Annotated in this window: 15 protein-coding genes; 3 read left to right on the top strand and 12 right to left on the bottom strand. The window is 49.3% G+C overall.

What is annotated here, in order from left to right; genetic code table 11:
• Window positions 1–42 precede the first annotated feature (42 nt).
• From ADU23_RS22630 to lepB, 8 genes are all read right to left on the bottom strand, one after another.
• On the bottom strand, window positions 43–1,986 hold the full coding sequence (locus tag ADU23_RS22630) for a TOMM precursor leader peptide-binding protein (protein WP_053375812.1): 1,944 nt from the start codon (window positions 1,984–1,986) through the stop codon (window positions 43–45).
• Window positions 1,983–3,935 carry a putative thiazole-containing bacteriocin maturation protein gene (locus tag ADU23_RS22625; RefSeq protein ID WP_053375811.1) on the bottom strand — a complete coding sequence of 651 codons (1,953 nt, stop codon included), beginning with the start codon at window positions 3,933–3,935 and terminating at the stop codon, window positions 1,983–1,985. Before ADU23_RS22625 ends, ADU23_RS22630 begins: the two co-directional genes overlap by 4 nt.
• A 183-nt stretch (window positions 3,936–4,118) precedes the next feature.
• The gene (locus ADU23_RS22620; protein WP_231637633.1) at window positions 4,119–4,310 is read right to left on the bottom strand and encodes a hypothetical protein; all 192 of its coding nucleotides are present in this window, start codon (window positions 4,308–4,310) and stop codon (window positions 4,119–4,121) included.
• Window positions 4,311–4,634: 324 nt separating this feature from the next.
• On the bottom strand, window positions 4,635–7,664 hold the full coding sequence (locus ADU23_RS22615) for an efflux RND transporter permease subunit (protein WP_053375809.1): 3,030 nt from the start codon (window positions 7,662–7,664) through the stop codon (window positions 4,635–4,637).
• A gap of 41 nt (window positions 7,665–7,705) precedes the next feature.
• A complete protein-coding gene (locus tag ADU23_RS22610; protein ID WP_053375808.1) occupies window positions 7,706–8,395 on the bottom strand; it encodes a response regulator transcription factor in 690 nt (229 codons plus the stop codon).
• Window positions 8,373–9,851, bottom strand: a complete 1,479-nt coding sequence (locus tag ADU23_RS22605) for a sensor histidine kinase (protein ID WP_053375807.1) — start codon at window positions 9,849–9,851, stop codon at window positions 8,373–8,375. The genes ADU23_RS22610 and ADU23_RS22605 overlap by 23 nt, the downstream gene beginning before the upstream one ends.
• A 172-nt stretch (window positions 9,852–10,023) precedes the next feature.
• Complete coding sequence (locus tag ADU23_RS22600) at window positions 10,024–10,944, bottom strand: DUF4184 family protein (RefSeq protein WP_053375806.1); 921 nt, start codon at window positions 10,942–10,944, stop codon at window positions 10,024–10,026.
• A 19-nt stretch (window positions 10,945–10,963) separates the two neighbouring features.
• On the bottom strand, window positions 10,964–11,506 hold the full coding sequence (gene lepB / locus ADU23_RS22595; RefSeq protein WP_053375805.1) for a signal peptidase I: 543 nt from the start codon (window positions 11,504–11,506) through the stop codon (window positions 10,964–10,966).
• Window positions 11,507–11,683: 177 nt separating this feature from the next.
• On the opposite strand from lepB, the gene ADU23_RS22590 reads away from it, so the two are divergent.
• Window positions 11,684–12,898 carry an MFS transporter gene (locus ADU23_RS22590; RefSeq protein ID WP_053375804.1) on the top strand — a complete coding sequence of 405 codons (1,215 nt, stop codon included), beginning with the start codon at window positions 11,684–11,686 and terminating at the stop codon, window positions 12,896–12,898.
• A complete protein-coding gene (locus ADU23_RS22585; RefSeq protein WP_053375803.1) occupies window positions 12,895–13,494 on the top strand; it encodes an HAD family hydrolase in 600 nt (199 codons plus the stop codon). The genes ADU23_RS22590 and ADU23_RS22585 overlap by 4 nt, the downstream gene beginning before the upstream one ends.
• Here ADU23_RS22585 and ADU23_RS22580 read toward each other — a convergent pair.
• Both ADU23_RS22580 and ADU23_RS22575 read right to left on the bottom strand, forming a co-directional pair.
• The gene (locus ADU23_RS22580) at window positions 13,468–15,237 is read right to left on the bottom strand and encodes an ATP-binding cassette domain-containing protein (RefSeq protein ID WP_053375802.1); all 1,770 of its coding nucleotides are present in this window, start codon (window positions 15,235–15,237) and stop codon (window positions 13,468–13,470) included. The two genes, ADU23_RS22585 and ADU23_RS22580, sit on opposite strands and share 27 nt — an antisense overlap.
• Window positions 15,227–16,084 carry an energy-coupling factor ABC transporter ATP-binding protein gene (locus ADU23_RS22575; RefSeq protein WP_157265904.1) on the bottom strand — a complete coding sequence of 286 codons (858 nt, stop codon included), beginning with the start codon at window positions 16,082–16,084 and terminating at the stop codon, window positions 15,227–15,229. The genes ADU23_RS22580 and ADU23_RS22575 overlap by 11 nt, the downstream gene beginning before the upstream one ends.
• Window positions 16,085–16,207: 123 nt before the next feature.
• On the opposite strand from ADU23_RS22575, the gene ADU23_RS22570 reads away from it, so the two are divergent.
• Window positions 16,208–16,822: a biotin transporter BioY gene (locus ADU23_RS22570; protein ID WP_053375800.1), complete on the top strand. Its 615-nt coding sequence runs from the start codon at window positions 16,208–16,210 to the stop codon at window positions 16,820–16,822.
• Window positions 16,823–16,986: 164 nt separating this feature from the next.
• Here the strand turns inward: ADU23_RS22570 and ADU23_RS22565 are convergent, their stop codons facing one another.
• Window positions 16,987–17,481 (bottom strand): RicAFT regulatory complex protein RicA family protein, encoded by a 495-nt coding sequence (locus ADU23_RS22565; protein WP_053375799.1) that lies wholly within the window; start codon window positions 17,479–17,481, stop codon window positions 16,987–16,989.
• 23 nt (window positions 17,482–17,504) lie between these two features.
• Window positions 17,505–19,091 carry a tRNA (N6-isopentenyl adenosine(37)-C2)-methylthiotransferase MiaB gene (miaB, locus tag ADU23_RS22560; protein WP_053375798.1) on the bottom strand — a complete coding sequence of 529 codons (1,587 nt, stop codon included), beginning with the start codon at window positions 19,089–19,091 and terminating at the stop codon, window positions 17,505–17,507.
• Window positions 19,092–19,299 lie beyond the last annotated feature (208 nt).

The raw sequence follows: 19,299 nt of genomic DNA, 5'->3' as shown, positions 1-19,299 counted from the left end.
CTTCTCCTCCTAAAGACTTTGCTCCGTAGCTTTAGACCAGACTCATGGGAATGGGTGCGGGTGCAAATTAAGCTGTTCGGGTGCAAGCGGCTGCTCCGCATGCCCAAGTTCCGCGGGCACTTGGAGCACCCGCTCCAAACCTGTCAGGCGGACAAGATGTTGTCCAAACGTCATGGGCAGCATGCCCGGTATCAATACCTTCACACAATGAAGACCATTTCGCAGCGTCTCCGGTGTCGTCTGGTCCACTACGATAACTTCCAGATTCCGTTCACGTAACGAATGAAGAATATCCTTTAAGTCCTCAGTCAAATCCGCATGCCTCACTCTTGGTTGGAACTCCTCTGCGAAAGTACGAAGAGGACGGCCGTTTTGGAGTAAAAAATGTAGTCGATCCTCCGCTTGCTTTAAGCTGTACAGCATGGAATGATCATCCATTTGCCGAACTAGGAGCGGATCATGGAGCATTTGCTCGTATTGCTCCCTATTCTCCTCCAATTTCTCGTTCAACGACAGCATCATGCCCGAGAGCTCATGAATCGCGCCTTTTGCCGCACGCACGGGATCCGGATGGGCGCCTGCTGCGCAAATCAGATTCACGCCTTTATCCGACCTGTTTTTTGAAATCGCCCACACGCTTGGAATGCCATGCTCCATCGTCGAATTAAACAAATGGATATCGTAGCCGGCAACCTCACGCAGACGCTCGATCATTAAATTCAATTCAAGATCTCCGGCGGAATAGGGATCTAGAGGGGTAAGCTGCAGCTGCGCATACCAGGTCATCAGAAACGAATCACGTTCTACCACTTCCATTATGCCGTAAAATATAGCTTCCTCTAGGCTTCCGCCTAATGCACATCCGTTCGAGGTTTCATAAACAAAACCTTGGCCGCAGCCTGAGCTATAATAAGCAAGCAGCTCCGGCACAAGGATAGGGCGCTCCTCCAAAAAAGAATAGCCCCAAACCCAGTCGATTGGCCTGCTGGGGTCAAATGGCCGAAAAGGGAAGTCGGCACGATCGTACATCCCCTTCTCATGCACTCCTACCCGCACGGGATTAAGCGCTTGATCTTTCAAATGGCGATAGCTGTCATGAACGGCTGTTTGCTTCCCCCTTGGCGACATGCCGCAGTACCGCTCCAAGCCTTCTAGAATCGCCGTCATCTCGCTGTCCGCATAGGAATGGGTACGCCCAGCGCAGCCTTCATCCCCCGAGAACAACGGCAGATTGATGCTTGAATCGGCAAATGGCGAAGAGAGATCGATCATTTTGCCATTCAAAAATCCCGTCCGAGCATCCATATAGTCATCCGCCAGCACCCCTTTAAGCTCCGTCATCGAGCGGCTTCGGTAGCTGTTTTCGCTGATCTTCGGGCTTGGCTGGAGCGCTATGCGAGACGAGCTCGCAGAATCCTCCGTTATCCGTCCGCATAACGGACAAAGCGGATCCGGCAAGAAAAAATGCGAAGAGCTATTCAAGGTTTGAAGATGGATGAACATGAGCCGATTTTCCGTTAGTGCGTATTCGCCAGCCAGCACTCTCCGAGCTTCCGATGCAACCACTTGCGCCATATGCAGAAGACCTAAACGAGAGGACCATACATCAGGAAAAGTCCCGCCTTGCATAAAATGGCGCTGCTGAATCTCCCACATTTCCTTCCGGTCGTTTCCCGCCATTAGGCGCCGAAGATCGGCGCACTGCGAGCATCCAGCCACTCCCGGAACGACTAGCGGCCCGATCAAACCTTCGCCGAACGAAACGAAACCGCGCAGCCAAGGAATGCCGGAGCGCTGGAATACCTCTTCCGCAGCTAGATGATCCGCGGGGTTATAGCCATCATCCAGCACTAGCGCCAGCGCAGCGGTGACCGGTACCTCAGTTGAGAGATCCTTTTGCCTTACAATTTGATGGTCTTCCCATAATTCGCCGCAAACAAAATCTGCGAGCTGGCCTTCTCCAATAACTGCCAACAATGCGCTCACCTTTCATCCTCCTCCCTAAGCGACACGCCGAATGCGCCGGCAAGCTCCTCTTTTAGGAACGTCTCGACCGTTAGATCATAGACGACAATACGCTTGCGATTTTTTTGCAATAAAGCAAGTGCAGCTTGTAAAATTTCTCGATGAGCAAAAGTATCGCTAGCTGGAACTGAGAAATCCTCTATAGAAGCGCCTATCACACTTACAGAAGACTTTCTGATCGCATTTTCCGTTTCGAAAGCCGCTTGGTTTTGGATATCCAGCAGCGCTTGCTGCAGCGATCTGCGCAGCGCCCTCGTCCGGTTAAAATCAACCGCGCCATACCAGCGGTCTCTTGTTCCAACCCAAACGACTGGGAAGCCAGATAATGCCTCGCCAAAGCCAATCGCAGGCGCTCCTTGCATCGTTGTTAACGCATTTATATAATAGCGGCTGCGTTCATCGTCCACTTGGCTTACGTTTGTTAAATGAACAGAAGGTTCGCTCGCCTCGAACATTTTTTCAAGTTCTACAGTCAAGCATGTTTGCAACGCCCGGCCAATACCCTCAGCAATCGTTTCGCCCGCTCCCACGCCAACGAATTCATTTGGACGAGATCCGTCAAGATCACCGCTTCCCTCCCGTTCCGTATTTAACAGCACATCCGTCATTCTCGATAAGTAGGCTTCAATTCCGGCAAGGCCAGCTTCCCTCCGCGCTTCCTCATGGTTAATGCCATTGCGTATGATTGCTGGAAGCACCTCTGCCGGGCCTGCTGACAGCGGGTCAACCGCCTGCGCACGGCACTGTGACAGTGGAAGCTGGCGCAGCTCGCCCTCCTCCCATTCATGAAGAATACCTGTTTCACTAGAGGTTAAACCGCTAAAGTAAGTGATCAATCCCGTCGGCAGCTTCTCTTCGGTCTCCCTTTCCAGCAGCAATCTCAAATTTTCTATCCTTTCGCCAGCTGGTCGACTACCTGCCAGCGGATGAGGGAGGAACGCATGCCAGCCCCCTTCCAGCGTCTCCAAATTAAGCAGGAATAGTTTGTTTTTTAAAGCGGATGCAGCAACTTCTGTAGCTGTTTTCAGCCATTCAAAGACGATTACGTTCGCGAGCATCGCTTCCGCTGTTGCGGAGACAACGTGGTGCCGCGACTCCTTTTCAACAGCATGCTGATGGAGCCTGCGCCATGCCGATTCAAAGTCAACATCCGAATCGGGCTGTATGAGCGGACCGGCTATTCCTGCTTGCTTCAGGATCACGGCAGGCAGCAGCACCTTATTTTCCGCTTTGCATATCGCTTGCAGAGCTCTTAATTGCGGCATGCCCCCCTCACCCGATACCAGCAGCACTGCATCGAACGGCTGCACGACCGACTGCCAATCGATCTCCCGATCCTTTTGCCATACGATCTCGTCCAACTTAACATCACCGTCCACCTGGCGGGCATGCTCCGCAAGCTCCGATATTCGCTCGAGATTAGTCGATTCCGGATTCGTATCCAGCATTTGAATTTGGGTCAAACCAGACTCCAATAAGGATCTGATTAAAGATACCAAAAAAGGGCCAGACCCAACGGCGAGTACGCTTGACTGGCGAAAACGCTGGAACCTGTACGCGCCCGAACCTTCAAAGCTGTCCAAAAATTCGATTTGAGAAGCATATTTCTTAAGCACACTCTCTTGCAGCTGATGCGGCACGTCCTTGCTTACATCCCTGACGTAACCGTTCGCATATAGCGTCTCCGCGATTTCATAGACATGCTTTTGGTATTGTTCCGGCAATCCTTCCGTCAATTCAAACATCGAATGCTCACCGTTAAATACGGGCATCAGCTTTTCAATCCACTGGTCGATCGTGCTGCCTTCCATTCGAAATGACCCAATATTGTTTCGAAAATAGACGCTTCCGTCAGAGCTTGGGAGAAAAAAAGTATCCCCTCTTACTTTAAGACGCATAGAAGGATCCAAACGCCATTCCTCCTTATCGTGAATTATGCAAAGCAAACAGTTCAACATTACTTCTTTAAAGGTATGTAAGGCTATTTGTCCGTCATGCTAGATCTTATATAGAAAAAAAAGAGAGCCCCTGTCAGCTGAATCGCTTACAGGAGCGCCCTCATTTTCTCATTCATTCGCCTTATTCAAAATGCATTAGCGACAGCGTGCACATCCTCCGCAACGAGCACAGCCACCGCAGCGTGCGCAGCCCGCGCAACGAGCACAACCGCCACAGCCGCCGCAGCCGCCGCAGGAACAGAAGCCGATGCAAAAGCCAATACAAAAGCCGATGCATAGCCGTGAATTGTTAGGATCAACTTGACCTTGGCCGCCATTTGGCGTCATTCCGCTTGTTTTGTACGGGTCAATATTCAAATTTTGCAGATCATTCTTAAACTCATTCATCTCAGTAGCCTCCGTTATGTGTTCATGATTTTTTAAGCGGTTAGACAAGAATGAACAACTGTATACCAAGCAGCTCAAACTGGCCATATGCCGCAGATCGTTCATGACATATACGTATGAAATTACCTCCGCTAGTGTTACTGATTCATCCGCCTAGATACGGAAATCATGCCTATTTTCAATCGCAAGCAAAAAGGCTGCCTTCAAGGTCATTGACCTTGAAAACAGCCTTTTATTACGCCTTTAGGCAAAATTCACTCACTTTTATTCTTGTTCGACTGCGCGAGTTTTCTTCTTGCGGTTCAAGAACTCGTAAACGACAGGCACGATAATGAGCGTGAGCAGCGTAGAGCTTGTTAAGCCGCCGATAACGGTAACCGCCATCCCTTTGGAGATCAAGCCGCCGGATTCAAATCCGAGCGCAAGCGGAAGCAAGGCTCCAACAGTTGCAATCGCCGTCATCAAGATCGGACGAAGTCGCGTACCCGCTGCTTCAATCAATGCATCGCGTACGGACAAACCTTCTTTCTCCTTCTGAATAACGCGGTCTACGAGTACGATCGCATTCGTTACGACAATTCCGATAAGCATCAGCGCTCCGATCATTGCCGTCACACTGAGTGTTTCGCCAGCGATGAGCAAGCCTACCAATGCGCCGATAATCGTAAACGGCAGGGAGAACAAAATGGCGAATGGCGTTAATGCTCCGCCAAACGTGATGACAAGCACTAGATATACAACCGCAATTGCGGCAAGCATCGCTAGACCAAGCTGTGTGAACGATTCATTGATTTGCTCCGTAACGCCGCCCATATCGATGTCAATGCCAGCGGGCAGTTTAGTATCGTCTATCATCTTCTGAATTTCCGCAGATACTTTCCCTACATCGGATGCCGTTACATCAGCTTTGACCTCAGCGTAAATGCGGTCATCACGTCTTGTGATCGTGTTTGGCGACTCGCCTTCCTCGATTGTCACAACATCTTTAAGCGCAACTTCTGTACCCATTTGCGATGTCAGCTTCACATTTTCAAGATCCGCTTTATCTGTATAGGTTTTGGCTTCAACTTTCACATACACATTAAATTGCTCGCCATCCTTTTCAATCGTCGTCAGCACTGGACGTTCATGAACGGGACTCAGCGCCATCGCGATTTGACCAGCCGTTAGGCCGTTTTGACTTAGCTTTTCTTGATTAGCTACTAAGCGGTACTGCTCATAGGTTTCGGATAAGCTGGAATCAATATTTTTCAAATCCTTGTTGCCTTCAAGCTTCGTAATTAAATCATCAACAACGGGCTGAAGCGACTTCATATCCGGTCCGTATACGAGCATGGATATTCCCGATCCGCCAAGACCGCCGCCTGCAAAGTCTTGCTGCTTCCATTCGCCTTTGCCGCCAAGCTCCTGCAGCAGCGGTACTATTTTTTCTTTCTCTTCCGTAAATCCAGCAAACTTCTCGTCATAGCTCAGGTTGAACAACGCTTGCTTGGACGCTCCCGGGCTGAATGGATTTTGTCCGCCAACCGCATATTGCACGACGTTGATGCCTTCGCGGCCCATTAATTTATTTTCAGCGTCCAGTGCCATTTTCTCAACTTGCTCGCGTGTTTCGCCTGGAGCAGGGTTGTAGGAAACGACCATCATTTTTTGCTCGTCGCCAGCGATGAAGCTGGTGCCGATTACCGGAATGAGGAACAAGCTGCCTACAAGAAGGAGAACGGCCAATCCAAAAGCGACCAGCTTGTGGTTTAGCGACCAGCGAAGCACGCTTTTGTACCATTCAGCCGTACGTCCTGGCTTATCATGATGCGCTTTGCCTGGCTTCAATCCTTTGCGGAACATCATATGCGCCAGCATTGGAACAACGGTAATGGCAACAAGAAGTGATGCAAGCAGTGCGAAAACGATTGTTAATGCGAAGGGAAGGAACATTTCACCAATCATGCCAGACACAAGTCCGAGCGGCAGGAATACTGCGATCGTTACGACCGTTGACGCCAAGATCGGTATGAACATTTCCTTCGTTGCATCGAGAATCAAGTCCTTGCCTTTCAGCTTCTCAGTAGAGAGCGCCATCCTTCGGTAGACGTTCTCGATAACGACAATCGAGTCATCGATAACGCGCCCGATTGCAACGGTCATTGCGCCTAGCGTCATAATGTTTAACGTAATATCCATTTGTCCGAGAACCAGAAGTGCAATCAGGATAGACAGTGGAATGGATACGACTGCAATGATCGTGGAACGAATGTCACGCAAGAAAATCATAATGATGATAACCGCGAACAATGCTCCGATAATCGCTTTGCTAAGCATCGTATGAACGGAATCCTCGATTGGCTTGCCTTGATCAAGCGTCGTTACGATGGACAAGCCGGCATTTTTGCTTTCCAGCACTTTGATTTCGGCTTTGACGTTGTTTACGACATCGACCGTATTCGCATCGGCCGATTTCACGACGTTCAAGCCAATGGCGTCCTTGCCGTTCGTTCTGGAGATCGATTCCGCTTTGCCGACAATGCTGATATCCGCAATATCGCTAAGCTTGACGCCCGGGACGATGATTAAATTTTTCAAGTCATCCTCACTGGAAACATTTCCGTCAACGACGATCGCTTTCTCCGAATCGCCAAATTCATATATGCCAAGGGGCACCGATATGGCCGAGGCTTGAATGATGCCTTTCACCATGTCCTGCGTTAATCCGATTTGTTTCAGTTTGTCCGCTTTGAAGGCAAGCTCGCCTTCCATGACGTTTTGCCCGGACAATTGAATGCTGGCTACGCCATCAATACCTTGCATACGAGGCAAAATATTGTTTTGCACTTCCTTCGTAAGCTGCTCCAAGTTCATTTTGTCGTTAGATAAGCTAAGCGACAATACCGGGAAAGCGTTCAGGCTGATACGGGATACAGAGGGATCCTGCGCTCCATCTGGGAGCGATATCTCAGCTAGCACATTTTTCACTTCTGCAGCCGCTTCATCCATATTCGTCTCATACGTATATTCGATGACGACCGACGAAGCATTCTCATAGGACGTTGAGCTAACTACGTTAACGCCCTTTAGATTGCGCGTGCGCTGTTCAATCGGTTTCGTGACCTTCTCCATAATTTCTTCCGGCGCAGCGCCAGGATATACCGTTGTGACGCTAACGATCGGAACGGTAATATCCGGCAATGTTTCCATTTTCATATTCATACCCGAATAAAGTCCCGCGAATAAAATAAGAAGCGTTAGAATCCATAATGCAAATTTGTTGTTAAGCGAAAATCGGATAATACTTTTCAATAGGTTCCACTCCTCGTTTTCTATCTACCTTGCTTGCCTTGCTAAACTTTAAAGCGATAGCCCACTCCCCAAATCGTCTCAATATATTGAGGCTTAGATGGATCATGCTCTATCTTCTCGCGCAGCCTCCGAATATGGACCGTAACCGTTGCTGCGTCACCGTTGGAATCAAGTCCCCATATCCGCTCAAACAGCTCTTCCTTCTCGAATACCCGATTCGGATGAGAAGCGAGCAGCAGCAGAAGCTCGTATTCCTTCGAGGTCAGCATCGCTTCCTGTTCATGAATCATAACTCTGCGCGAGAGCTTATCGATAAATAAGCCGCGAATGCGAATATGGTCGCCTCGCTCGACTTTATCGCCAGTGAGCCGTTCATATCGAGCCAAGTGTGCTTTCACACGAGCAACGAGCTCGCTTGGGCTGAATGGTTTGGTCATATAATCATCAGCGCCGAGGCCAAGGCCTCTAATTTTATCGATGTCTTCCTTTTTGGCTGTCACCATAAGTACTGGAATATTGACTGACTGCCTGATTTGACGGCATATTTCGAAACCGTCAATTTTAGGCAGCATCACATCCAAAATAATAAGGTCAAACTTGCCTTCTAAAGCTTTTTGCAGCCCGATATCGCCTCTCCCTTCAATATGAACGGAGAAGCCGTAGCTTTCCAAATAATCACGTTCGAGCTCGGCAATGGCCTTCTCGTCTTCAATAATTAGTATGTTCTTCATGCTCATCCACCGTTTTAACAGTTGTCGATCTCGGCAGCTTCAGACAGAATCTGGCCCCGCCATGCTCTGCATTCTCTGCCCATACGACACCGCCATGCCCTTCAATAATTTGTTTGACAATCGCGAGGCCAAGGCCGCTTCCTCCTGTTTCCGAGTTTCGCGATTGCTCAGCACGATAGAATCGATCGAAAATATACGGCAAGTCCTCAGCATCAATTCCAGGACCTGTGTCTTCGATCTCGACCAGGGCGTATTGCCCTTGCTCCTTCACTCTGACTTTAATTTCCTTGTCTGCGAGCTCGGATTCCTGACCCATATATTTGACGCAATTATTCAACACATTAGTGAGAACGCGGCTGAGCTTATCAGGATCTGCGGCGATCAAGATCGATTTCGCGTCATCCTCCGAATAGAGCAGTTTTACGCCCGACTTGTCCAGATCAAAACGCTGTTCTTCCAAAAAATGCGCCATATAACGGCCGATATCGATGACTTTGAAATCAAATGCGACGGTTTGGAGGTCGAGCTTCGAGAAGAGAAAAAGCTCATCGATCAATTGGTCCATATCCGTTGCCTTCAGATAGATCGTCTCCATGTAACGCTTGCGCATGTCATCCGTATTGGCAATGCCGTCCATGATGCCTTCGACATAACCTTTGATAGCTGAGATCGGCGTTTTTAAATCATGTGAAATATGGGAGAGCAGCATCTTTCGGTTCTCTTCATATTGCAAGCTTTGATCGATGGATTGCTGCAGCCTCACTCTCATTTCTTCAAAAGCGATGCTTAGCTGTCCAATTTCCCCTTTGGTCGTCGCTTCAACCTTATGTGACAAATCACCATCCTTTATTTGCAGCGCCGCTGCTTCCAGCTTCTTAATCGGACGAATAATGCTTCTGGATACAAAATAGGTAAGCAGAAGGCTTGTTAATCCAATCAGTGCCAAGCCTAATACATTGCTTGCGGGTCTCCAATGAATAGGAACGGTGTTCTTTCGCCTAAAAAGCACCACTTTGCCTTCGCTTCCATCCGGATAAACGAAATGCATCACATTGGTTTCGAACCGGAATGAATGAAAGGTCACCGTCTCAGGCGGAAGGTCCAGCAGCTTTTGCCAATTTTGCCCCAGGTCGAGATTTTCGAGGAAAGGCGCAATCGATATGATTTGCCCATCCTTGGAAATCAAAAGACCAGCCCAAAGCTCTCCGAGCCTTTCTTGGATGTCAGTCAAATACTTCTCCTTCTCCAGCTGTCCTGAATCATTCTTTAACACATAAGACAATTCGCCGAAGACGAGTGCTTGTTGATAGGGCTCCTTGCGCTCATTTTCGAAATATTGACGGACATCCTCTTCCCCACGTGCGTAAAAGACGAATACTACAAATACAAGCATAATAATGAGAGGCACAAAAATCATGGCTAAGTAAGACATGTAGAGCTTCACTCGAATCGACAATCCCGTTCACGCCTCGCTTAAACTTTATTGTTGAGTCTATGGTTAATCATAAAGGGTATTTCTAAACGAACTAGGAACCATTTCTTACAAAATTATTACGTTTGGTTGGAATTAGGTTACATTTGATTAATGCTGCATATATTTAATGCCATAAAAAATTTAATGGATTAAATTAATTGGATTTACTTCTTCCGCGGCTTAAATACGTGCTCGCCACAATGACAGCAGATAATATCCAGTGGTATACAACCCAGACGGTTATTGAAAACTCCGACTGATAGAAGAAGAGTTTATAGCCGACAATAATGACAAGCAGCAGTAGCGCATATAGAATGCCTAACCTTTTTTGCCGACTCTGAACCGCCATTTGCAGCATTGCGGTCACATACAAACCAACAAATGCAGATGTTATCGGCGCAACAACCCAAATACTGATGGAAAAGAAGTTGCCCGAGAAAAGGAGTTTGCCTAAAAACAATACGAATGTGATGGAAATAGCAAGTCCCCATTGTAAATAGAAGCCTCGTGAGTTGTTATGTTTTTTATTCCGATCCCGTTTCTTATACCAATTTAGATAGCTATACATGAAATATAAACAAGGAACGAATGCGCCAAGAACCGACAACGAAAGCTGGAGGATATGGTAAACATGATCGCCAAAGATCATGCTTTGCAAAACAGGCAGCCTTAGCACAAAATATCCGCTGCTATGCGTAAAATGATCTAAAAACACATGCGAATAGAAACCGATAAACAGCGATAATAAAAAGAACAGCCGCTCAGCTGTTGTCGCCATTTTCCAAGGGCGATTCAAGTAAGCGGCAAATTGATTGACACCACGGGCGTTTGGCAGCATCGCAGGCAGTGCAGGTTTTATGATGCGGTGAAATGCAAACGCAAGCGCTACACAGATAGGCAGCGCAAGCAAAAAGAAGCCCGAAAAGGAATGGCCGATGGATCGAAACGGCTGCATGGCGATAAAGTATTCCAAATCCGGCGCCATGCTGCCAAGTATTAAGCCCGTTAGGCTTAAGGAAGGAATCCCTTTCTTAAGCGGCGCTGCAAACAAGGGATGCGATAACGTAAACGGCATGCTTTAGTTACAGCTCCTTCTATTCATTTAGCGTACCGAACTTCGGAAACGGCCAAATGCGGAATATTGCTTTTCCTTCGATGCTTGACCTTGCGATCGGACCAAGCTCCCTGCTGTCCATACTATGCTCGCGGTTGTCCCCCATGACGAAAAGCTGCCCCTCTTCTACCTTGAATGGTACCGCTATGCTGCCTGCAAAGGTTTGGCCTTTGACATACTCCTCTTTAATTTTTTCACCGTTTATGTAAACCTCTCCATCTTTCATGTCAATCACATCGCCAGGCAGGCCTACTACTCGTTTGATTAGGCGCAGCTCGCTCTCAGGACCGCTAATAATAACGATATCCCCATGCTGCGGCTCATGGAAGCGATAGGACCACTTGTCCTCTATTAATCGTTGTCCCGCTACAAGCGTATTTTGCATGGATACGTTTTGAACTTCCGACTGCGCATATACATACGTCTGGAACAGCAGTGCTACAACAATCGCAATGCTTAGCGATACCGTCCATTCTCTAAGCTCTTTGACCCATTTTTTTGTTTGACGCTTTTCTTTTTCCATCAACATTCACCTCTTCAATTATTGGTTGCTATAGGCTGTGATCTTAGGAAGTTCTTTGCTTAATACGCCGATGGAAGGTGAAAGTTTCCCAAATGGGCGCGATTACCTACAAAAACAACAGTGGCAACATAGGCTGCTTTGCGCTAAAGTGAAGCAGAAAGGGGATGTTTTACGGCGATGAAACCAATCACAGCTGCACAAAGGATGCTTTTTACGACGATTACGATTTTATACTGGACTTCTATGTACGTATACGTGCCAACTCTATCGCCTTACCTAAGCGATCGGGGATTTTCATTACCTTTTATCGGCATCGTGCTCGGAAGCTACGGCTTCGTGCAGATGTTCGTCCGTTTTCCGCTCGGCATCCTGTCGGATCGGTTCGGGAAACGCAAGCCGTTCATCGTGCTTGGAATGTTGACTGCAGCCATCAGCTGCTTGTTGTTTCTTATACCAGATCATTGGCTTTGGCCGCTTGCGGGCAGGCTGATGGCAGGCGTTTGCGCTTCCACCTGGGTCGCGTTTACCGTGCTGTACGCCAGTTATTTTGGCGCGGGGCAAACCGGCCGTGCAATGGGCAATATTAGCGTCATGACGGTATCTGGCCAAATGATCGGGATGCTCCTCAGCGGCTGGTTGAGTGACGGCTTTAACCCGAACGCCCCTTTCACTGTCGGGGCGGCAATTGCTGCAATCGGATTGCTGCTTGCTTTCATTTTGAAAGAGCCGAGCACCGAGCAGCGTGATCAGCCAGGGATGTCTTTTGCAATGATCAAAAGTGTTGTGAAAACAAAGACGCTGCTTCAGGTATCGATGCTGTCCATTCTCGCTCATGGCGTACTATTCATTACGATGTTTGGCTTTACGCCGCTCAAAGCGGAAGAAATGGGAGCGGGCGGACTTAAGCTGACGATGCTCGTATTTGCTTTCATGCTTCCCCATGCCTTCGCTTCACTCGTAACGGCAAGGTGGTTTACGCCTCGGTTTGGCTATTGGGGCACCATTGGCACTGGCTTTATTTTGAGCACGATATGTACGGCTGCCATGGTTTTTGCGGACTCGTTCGGCGTACTTGTCATGACGCAAGCGATTAATGGTTTTGCGCAAGGGCTGCATATGCCCCTTTTGCTCGGACTTGCCATTCGTGACGTAGAGCTTCCCGGACGCGCGACCGCCATGGGCTTGTACCAAGCACTATACGCAATCGGCATGTTCTCGGGGCCATTTTTAGCTGGATGGTTGAATGAAAGCTGGGGCCTCAACGGCGGCTTTCTGTTTGGCTCTTTACTCGGAGCAATGGCATTTTCACTTGTAGTGGTATGGTACATGGCGGAGCGTAAGTCGTCTCGGCTTAGCATTGCGAGCACCCGCTCAGAGGAGTTAAAAGGATGACAAGGCCACAGCTTGTGCTTGATATTGGCGGCGTCCTTGCGACAAACCTGTCCCCTCTCTTCTGGAAGCTGCTTGCAGCTGAAGCCATCGTTTCCGAGGAAGAGCTTTATGCGGCGTATAAACAGCAAATCAGCGAGCGTTTATGGATAGGAGAACTATCAGAGGATCAATTTTGGGTTTGGGTCAAAACGTATACGCCGCGCCTTGGCACGAAGCAGGCTAGAAAGTTTATCGACAGCAGCCTGCAGCCGCTGCCTGCGCTTGCGAAAGTAGCCGAGTGGAGCGAGATTGCCGATGTTCATTTGCTGAGCAACCATCTCCCAACATGGGTAGAGCCTATCGTTAAGCCGATCATGCCTTATTTGAAAAGCGTAACGATTTCAAGTGAAGCTGCGTCCAGAAAGCCCCATCCGGATATTTATGCGAGGACAGCCGCCTATTTGCCTTCCGGAAGCCATGTGTTATTCGTCGATGATCAAGCCAAAAATTTAAAACAAGCAGCGTCGCTTGGCTGGCGAACGCTGCTTGCTGATGAAAAAGGTGAATGGGTAGCTTCCATAATCCCGCTTCTAGAGAAAGGCAGCCAGCAGCAATAAAATGATGCCGCTTGCCGCGGCAATACTGAGCAGCCACGCATCTGACCGGCTGAATTTGAGACGGAAGCCATAGGATGGCTTCCGCTTTTTGTAGCCAAAGCCTCGCGCCTCCAAAGCATCTGACATTTGCTCCGCGAGCCTTAGGATAGAACGCATATACGGGATTAGCACCGAAAGAATCATTTTGAACGGCACCTTCTTCAGCGGCGTAGACGCCTTCCCCCTCGCATGCGCGAGCTTCGCAAACCGCTCCCACTCCCCTGTAAGCAGCGGAATAAACCGAAAAATAAGCGTAACGACAAGCGCAAACGAATGGATCGGCATACGCAGCCTGCTGAGCCAGCCAAGTGACTGCTCAATTGCGCGCTGCAGCCGGTAAGGCGACATCAGCTTAAGCAGCGGCATCCCGAGCAGCATAATAAGCAGCAGCTTGCCGAAACGGATCGTGATAGGCCATACCTTCTCCCAATCAAAGGAGAGCGGACCAAAACCGACTCCCCCAACTACGCAAAAAATAACGATCATGATGGCATATGCCCGGATGATCCGATTCCACGGCCAAATAAGCGCTCGAAAAGGAAATAATAGAGATAGCGTTACGAGTGCGGCAAGCGTTAGCTCCACAAATGTTTTTTGGGCGAGCACGCTTGCCGCAAGAAATAAATAGACAAGCACAAGCGCGCGCGGATCAAAACGATCGGAACGAAGAAGTGCAGAGCTCCCCGCTTGGGCTCCCGCATGCAGATGTGCCTTGTCGCCGCTGCGCTCTGGCGCTTCCCACTCATGTTTGTCTATCGTTAGTTGTTCTTTAGCCGGATTCCGATTTAATTGCTTCAAAGCTACTTGTGAGCTGCTTGTTGAGCGCTGATCCGCGTCTGCGCTCGTTCGCCGCTCCAGCTCCGCTGCCAGCGCCGCCGCAACCTCCCGCGGCGCGGGCCATGGCGCCCCGCCGCTCGGCGCCGGCGCCTCCGGCGGCAAAGCCGCCGCCGCGCGCAGCTCCGCAAGCGCGCGAAGCGCCTGCGGCGCCGCTGCGGCATGCGCAATCGCCGCCGCAGGAGCCGCTGCGCGGACCGTGCCGCCGCTAACCACGGCGACCGCGTCCGCCAGCGGCAGCAGCGCGTCGAGGTCGTGCGTGGCTACGACCGCTCCGCGCCCCGCCGCCCTATGCGCGTCAAGCACCGCGCACAAGCGGCGTATGCCGACGGCGTCAAGCCCCGCCGTCGGCTCATCCAGCAGCAGCCATTCCGGCTCACATGCCAGCAAGCAGGCAAGTGACAGCCGTCGCTGCTGCCCGCCGCTGAGCGTCCACGGATCACGCGTCAGCAGCTCTTGGTCCAGACCCGCATCAGCGAGTGCCCGAAGCAACCTCTCTTCGGCAGTTGCGGCATCCAGCCTATATGGTTTAAGAGAGTAAAGCAGCTCATCCCGAACCGTTGCGGCAAACCACTGCGACTCGGAGCTTTGCATCGCAATGCCAAACTTAAGCGCCACCTTTTGATTAAGCCGTGTTCTGCGATTAACCCTCAGCCATAGCGATTCGCCGCCAAGCTCGATGTCTCCCTCCTGTATGGAGCGAATTCCCGCCATCGTCTCGAGCAGCGTAGATTTCCCCGCTCCATTTCGTCCGATCAGCAGCGTAATCTTGCCCGCTTCAAAATGCATATCAACATCGCTGAGCAGCTTTTTCTTATCCGCTCCGTCCGCGATGACACGAACGCCGCTAAGCTTCCAATCAGCGCTCATATCGTGACACCGCCTCTGTCAGCATGTCAGCCGTAAACGGAAACGGACGCAGCTTCACGCCCTGCTCCTCAAGCTCCCATGCCACTTGCGCGGCATAAGGAGCTTCAAAGCCTAGCTCCTCGCACAAGCTGTCCTTTGCGCCCTTGCCGCTTCTTGCAAACCAAGCGTCAGCTGCTCCATCGAATACGACAGAGCCTTCATTCATGGCAATAATTCGGTCGCCGCCCTGCAGCTCCTCCAGCTTTTGCGTGATCCAGATAATCGTCACGCCGCTTTGGTGCAGCTCCCTTACTTGCGCAAGTACAGCGCCCGCCGCCTCAGGGTCCAGCATTGCCGTAACCTCATCCAACACGAGAAGAGGAGAGCGCATCGCCAAACAGCCGGCAATGGCAACCAGCTGCTTCTGGCCGCCTGATAACGTTTCAATCGGCTGATTCATACGCTCGCCAAGTCCCGCTCTTTGCAGCGCTCGCTCCGTTTCATAGGCAATAACGGCAGACGGCAGCTCATTTTGCTCTAGCAATAGAACAACGTCCTCCCAAGGCGTCGCTCCAATCATAGCCGCTTCCGGCTGCTGCATGACGATCGGAATCGGCTTGCCTTGCGCAGCTGTCTGAATGTTTCTAATGACTTGTCCAGCCGCGCCTGCAATTCGGAAACCAGCAGCCGCCTTTGCTAACGTGCTCTTCCCGCTTCCGTTTCGTCCAAGCAGAGAGATCCATTCCCCATTATGTATCGATAGCGTTACGTCTCTGATGATAGGCTGCAGCTTTTGTCCTTCCAGCATGACAGGCGGCGTAACCGTAACCTGCTTCATTTCAATTTGTGTCTGGTTCCATTGCTCCAAAAAAATTTCACCCAACCTCTTCCCCAAAACGATAGGCTATGCTACAATTCGATTTGTTAACCTAATTTAAATATAAATGGTTAACATTAAAATCGCAAGTACATAAAGGAGTCGTTCACCATTATGCAATCCAATAACATCCGGTCGCTTGTATTCATTGCCTTATTCGCAGCGCTATTTATCGTTATGAGTTCTCTGACGATTAAGCTTGGAGGCTCGTTTGTACCTATTACGCTCCAAACATTAGGCGTATTGTTAGCCGGCCTATTCTTAGCGCCGCGCAACGCTTTTCTTAGTATCGTAATCGTCATCCTGCTTGCTGCAATTGGACTGCCCTTATTCAGCGGCCAAGGCGGAATTTCGACGTTAACCGGTCCAACTGCCGGATTTATTATCGCTTTCCCGTTTTGTGCGCTTCTCGTAAGCCTTGCTGTTGGTGCATTCCTCAAAAGCAGCTTGAAGGCGAACAAAGTAGTAGCCTTTATCGTTTTTTTCATTATTTTTGAGCTATTCAGCTCATTATGCTCGTACATTCTAGGCATTCCATGGCTTATGCAATCCCTTGATTTTACTTTCCAGAAAGCAATGACGGTCGGTTTTTATCCCTTTATTGTCGGCGATGCTTTAAAATCGCTTGTAGGCACTATTTTAGCCGTTTCCCTAACACCTTACATCGTCTACATTCGAACGTCAACCGCAAAAAACAAAACGGAAGAAACTTCATTTCACTCCTCATAAACGTTAAAAAGACGGCGTATCCCTATTGGTTCTTATCAATAAGGATACGCCGTTTTACTGTCAACCTATTATGGCTGCTGCCGTTTTATCAAAAAAAAGCCGTATTTCATGCAGCGCTCCTAAGGAGCAGCATGAAATACGGCTTTAATCATCAATTTTTGCTGTTAATCGCTGCATTCCTCTGGTGCTGGCTCCGACGCATCCTCAACGTTGATCTTCTCAGATACCGTGTCGCGTACGATGGATACAACTAACTGAAGCAAATAGTTGATGTCCGTTTGGCTTTGTTGAAATTCAGAGACGATCGGAATGCCGTCAAGCTCGTCCTGCAGCATTTCCATCTCGCCTTCGATTTTTTTGACCATATCGGCGTTTTTGAAAGTCGTTTCGAAAGCAACAACTTCCTTTTGTTTTTTCTTGATTTGCGTAATAAGCTGCTGTACGCGCTCGTTGCCGTTAATTTGGTGCTCTGCACGGCGATAGTGCTGAACTTCCTCCGACGTAAAAATCAGTTCGGCAAGCTCCTTCGCTTTTGTCGAAATATCCTCGCGAACGATGAGATCGCGCGTGTGAAAGCTCGGAATGCCGCAGCCCTCTCCGTGCTCGTGATCATGATCGCATTGCGCTGCTTGATTTTCTGCTGTATGCTGCTCTGACATTTGACATCTCTCCTATTTTACCGTTAGCTAACGGCTTCTTGTGTGCTTTGTTCAATCGACTCCGCTTTGATGTACCAAGTTTGGGCCTCGGTTACCTTCGCCATAATAAACTGGCCGATCCATTCCTTTGGCCCTTCCAGATGAACGAGTTTGTTCGTGCGCGTCCGTCCGGAGAGGACGTTCGCGTTATTTTTGCTCTCGCCTTCAATCAGCACCTCAACGATTTCTCCTCGAAGCAGCTCGTTTTTCTCTCTTGCGTTAGCAGCCAGCTGTGCATTCAAGCGCTGTAGACGCGCCTTCTTCACCTCTAGCGGCACATTGTCCTCCATGCCGGCGGCAGGCGTTCCCTCGCGCGGTGAGTATAAGAAGGTATAGGCTGAATCAAAGCCTACTTCCTTCACAAGCGTCATCGTATCCTCGAACTGCTCATCCGTCTCCCCAGGGAAACCAACGATTATATCTGAAGTCAGCATCGCGTTTGGAATAGCTAGCTTAATTTTTTGAACCAGCTCCAAATACATCTCACGCGTATACTTACGGCTCATTCTTTTTAATATTTCCGTGCTTCCGGACTGTACAGGCAAATGGATGTGCTCTACTAAATTGCCGCCTGTCCCAAGCACCTCGATCAAGTGGTCGTCAAAATCACGCGGGTGGCTCGTCATAAAACGAACGCGCGGAATATCGATCTTGGACATATCCTGCATCAAATCGCCAAAACGGTAGCTGATGTCCTCGAAGTCTTTCCCGTATGCGTTAACATTTTGTCCAAGCAGCGTAACTTCCTTAAAGCCTTGTCTAGCCAGCTCGCGAACCTCGGCAATAACGTCCTCGGGACGCCTGCTGCGTTCTTTGCCTCTCGTGTAAGGCACGATGCAATACGTACAAAATTTATCACAGCCATACATGATATTAACCCAAGCGCGCATGCCTTCACGCTTCTTAGGCATATTTTCAATGATATCGCCTTCCTTGGACCATACCTCGACGACCAGCTCTTTGCTGAAGTAAGCATTTTGCAGCAAATGGGGAAGCCTATGTATGTTATGCGTTCCAAAGATCATATCGACAAAAGAATGCTTTTGCAAAATACGTCCGACTACCGACTCTTCTTGCGACATGCAGCCGCAAACGCCGAGCAGCAAATCGGGTTTTTCCGTCTTCAGCGTCTTCAAGTGGCCAAGCTCGCCAAACACTTTGTCCTCCGCATTTTCGCGAATCGCGCAGGTGTTGAGCAAAATCACGTCAGCAAGCAAACGATCCTCCGTAGCCTGATAGCCCATTTCCTCGAACATGCCCTTCATGACTTCAGTGTCATGCTCGTTCATTTGGCAGCCGTACGTTTGGATTAAATAAAACTTGCCCACGCCGATCGTACGCAGCTCATCCGGAATCGAAAAATCATAATGAACCTCGATATCCTCTTTGCCGCGTTTTTTCTCGTCCTTGTGATTCGGAGTAGAGTTAATTTGAATGTTGCGACCCTTAATGCGTAAAGTCGTTTTCCCATCCTCTTCACTCAGCACCTTCGCATCTGAGAAATCAAAATATTTGGAATAGTCCTTATCACCCTTGACGGATTTTAAGTCCGTTGAGTTCGCTTTCGTCATTGTGTTCTCACATCCTTTATTTTCAATGCCGTTAAAACATTATTTTCAATCTATTTAAACATCAATATGAAATTATACCACAACGCCCCCGCCTAATCCATCATATCCCTAAGCAAAAAAAGGCTAGACTCCTCCCCTTGCCCTATCGTTTTTTCCGTGATAAAGTTAATAGAGAGATTATGAATAAGGTTACTTAATTCAAATGAAG

The organism is Paenibacillus sp. FJAT-27812 (assembly GCF_001273905.1).
Taxonomy (GTDB): Bacteria; Bacillota; Bacilli; order Paenibacillales; family Paenibacillaceae; genus Pristimantibacillus.
The sequence above is the reverse complement of the archived record's forward strand: the minus strand, read 5'-3'. Positions and strand labels throughout refer to the sequence as shown.

What these genes read in the sequence shown, in the direction of transcription:
- ADU23_RS22590 (WP_053375804.1), top strand. Translation starts at nt 11,684, where the DNA reads ATGAAACCAATCACAGCTGCACAAAGGATGCTTTTTACGACGATTACG.
- ADU23_RS22600 (WP_053375806.1), bottom strand. Translation starts at nt 10,944, where the DNA reads ATGCCGTTTACGTTATCGCATCCCTTGTTTGCAGCGCCGCTTAAGAAA.
- ADU23_RS22585 (WP_053375803.1), top strand. Translation starts at nt 12,895, where the DNA reads ATGACAAGGCCACAGCTTGTGCTTGATATTGGCGGCGTCCTTGCGACA.
- miaB (WP_053375798.1), bottom strand. Translation starts at nt 19,091, where the DNA reads ATGACGAAAGCGAACTCAACGGACTTAAAATCCGTCAAGGGTGATAAG.
- ADU23_RS22565 (WP_053375799.1), bottom strand. Translation starts at nt 17,481, where the DNA reads ATGTCAGAGCAGCATACAGCAGAAAATCAAGCAGCGCAATGCGATCAT.
- lepB (WP_053375805.1), bottom strand. Translation starts at nt 11,506, where the DNA reads ATGGAAAAAGAAAAGCGTCAAACAAAAAAATGGGTCAAAGAGCTTAGA.
- ADU23_RS22570 (WP_053375800.1), top strand. Translation starts at nt 16,208, where the DNA reads ATGCAATCCAATAACATCCGGTCGCTTGTATTCATTGCCTTATTCGCA.
- ADU23_RS22620 (WP_231637633.1), bottom strand. Translation starts at nt 4,310, where the DNA reads ATGACGCCAAATGGCGGCCAAGGTCAAGTTGATCCTAACAATTCACGG.
- ADU23_RS22610 (WP_053375808.1), bottom strand. Translation starts at nt 8,395, where the DNA reads ATGAAGAACATACTAATTATTGAAGACGAGAAGGCCATTGCCGAGCTC.
- ADU23_RS22580 (WP_053375802.1), bottom strand. Translation starts at nt 15,237, where the DNA reads ATGAGCGCTGATTGGAAGCTTAGCGGCGTTCGTGTCATCGCGGACGGA.